The 949-nt window shown below is 72.6% G+C and carries 1 protein-coding gene; it reads right to left on the bottom strand.

Annotated features, from left to right (window positions below; genetic code table 11):
• Positions 1 to 396: 396 nt before the first annotated feature.
• Positions 397 to 949: electron transfer flavoprotein subunit alpha/FixB family protein (locus ACFPZL_RS13725; protein WP_382335945.1), on the bottom strand; the 553-nt coding region annotated here is incomplete at its 5' end.

Raw genomic sequence — 949 nt, 5'->3', positions numbered from 1 at the left:
GGGATCCCCTCCCACGACCCGGGGCAGGCCGCGACGCAGAGGCACCGCGGCTGCCGACGCGGGAGCGGGCGCATCCACCGATGCGCCCGCGATTGCGCCTGCCGACGCGGACGGCTGAGCCCGAGAATCGTGCTCGGACGACACTGGAGCCTGCGCCTGGGCAGCGACGAGAGCCGAAGGAGTCGCAACCTCGATCGGCGCCCAACCGATCGCGACGGCAGCCGCTTCGCTCCCGGCCACCGCGACGTCAGCCACTTCGCTCCTGGCCGCCCCGGCCCCCTCGATACCGGCGACCTCGATACCGGCAGCGCCACCGACGCCCGCAGGCGGCCAGGCGTCGCCGCCCGGTACCCGGGGCAATCCACGCCGCATCGCTCGCACGCCACCGGCCATCGGTTACTGCTTCCGCGCCTCGAGCGCAGCGATCAGCTGCGGCACCACGGTGAAGATGTCGCCGACCACGCCGAAGTCGGCGACGTCGAAGATCGGCGCGTCCGCATCCTTGTTGATCGCGACGATGGTCTTCGCGGTCTGCATGCCGGCGCGGTGCTGGATCGCGCCCGATATGCCGAGCGCGACATACAACTGCGGCGACACCGAGACGCCGGTCTGGCCGACCTGATGCGATTGCGGAATATATCCGGCATCCACTGCGGCGCGGGAGGCCCCGACTGCGGCGCCCAGCGCGTCGGCCAGCTGCTCGACCAGCGCGAACTGCTCCTTGGAGCCGAGGCCCCGACCGCCGGAGACGACCTTCGCGGCGCCGCGCAGCTCGGGGCGGGAGGAGACCTCCGTCACCGGTTCGAACGATTCGATCGTGGCCGCGGGCTTGCCGGAGGCCACGACGTCGAGCATCTGGGCCTGCAGCGGTTGCGGTCCGGCCGCGGCGTCGATGGCGCCCTGCCGCACCGTGACGACGAGCGCGCCGATGGTCGCCGCGGAGGTGGCC

Origin of the sequence: Leucobacter soli, assembly GCF_042659205.1 — a bacterium.
Classification (GTDB): domain Bacteria; phylum Actinomycetota; class Actinomycetes; order Actinomycetales; family Microbacteriaceae; genus Leucobacter; species Leucobacter soli.
Note: the sequence above shows the minus strand (reverse complement) of the source record. Positions and strands in the feature narration are given on the sequence as shown.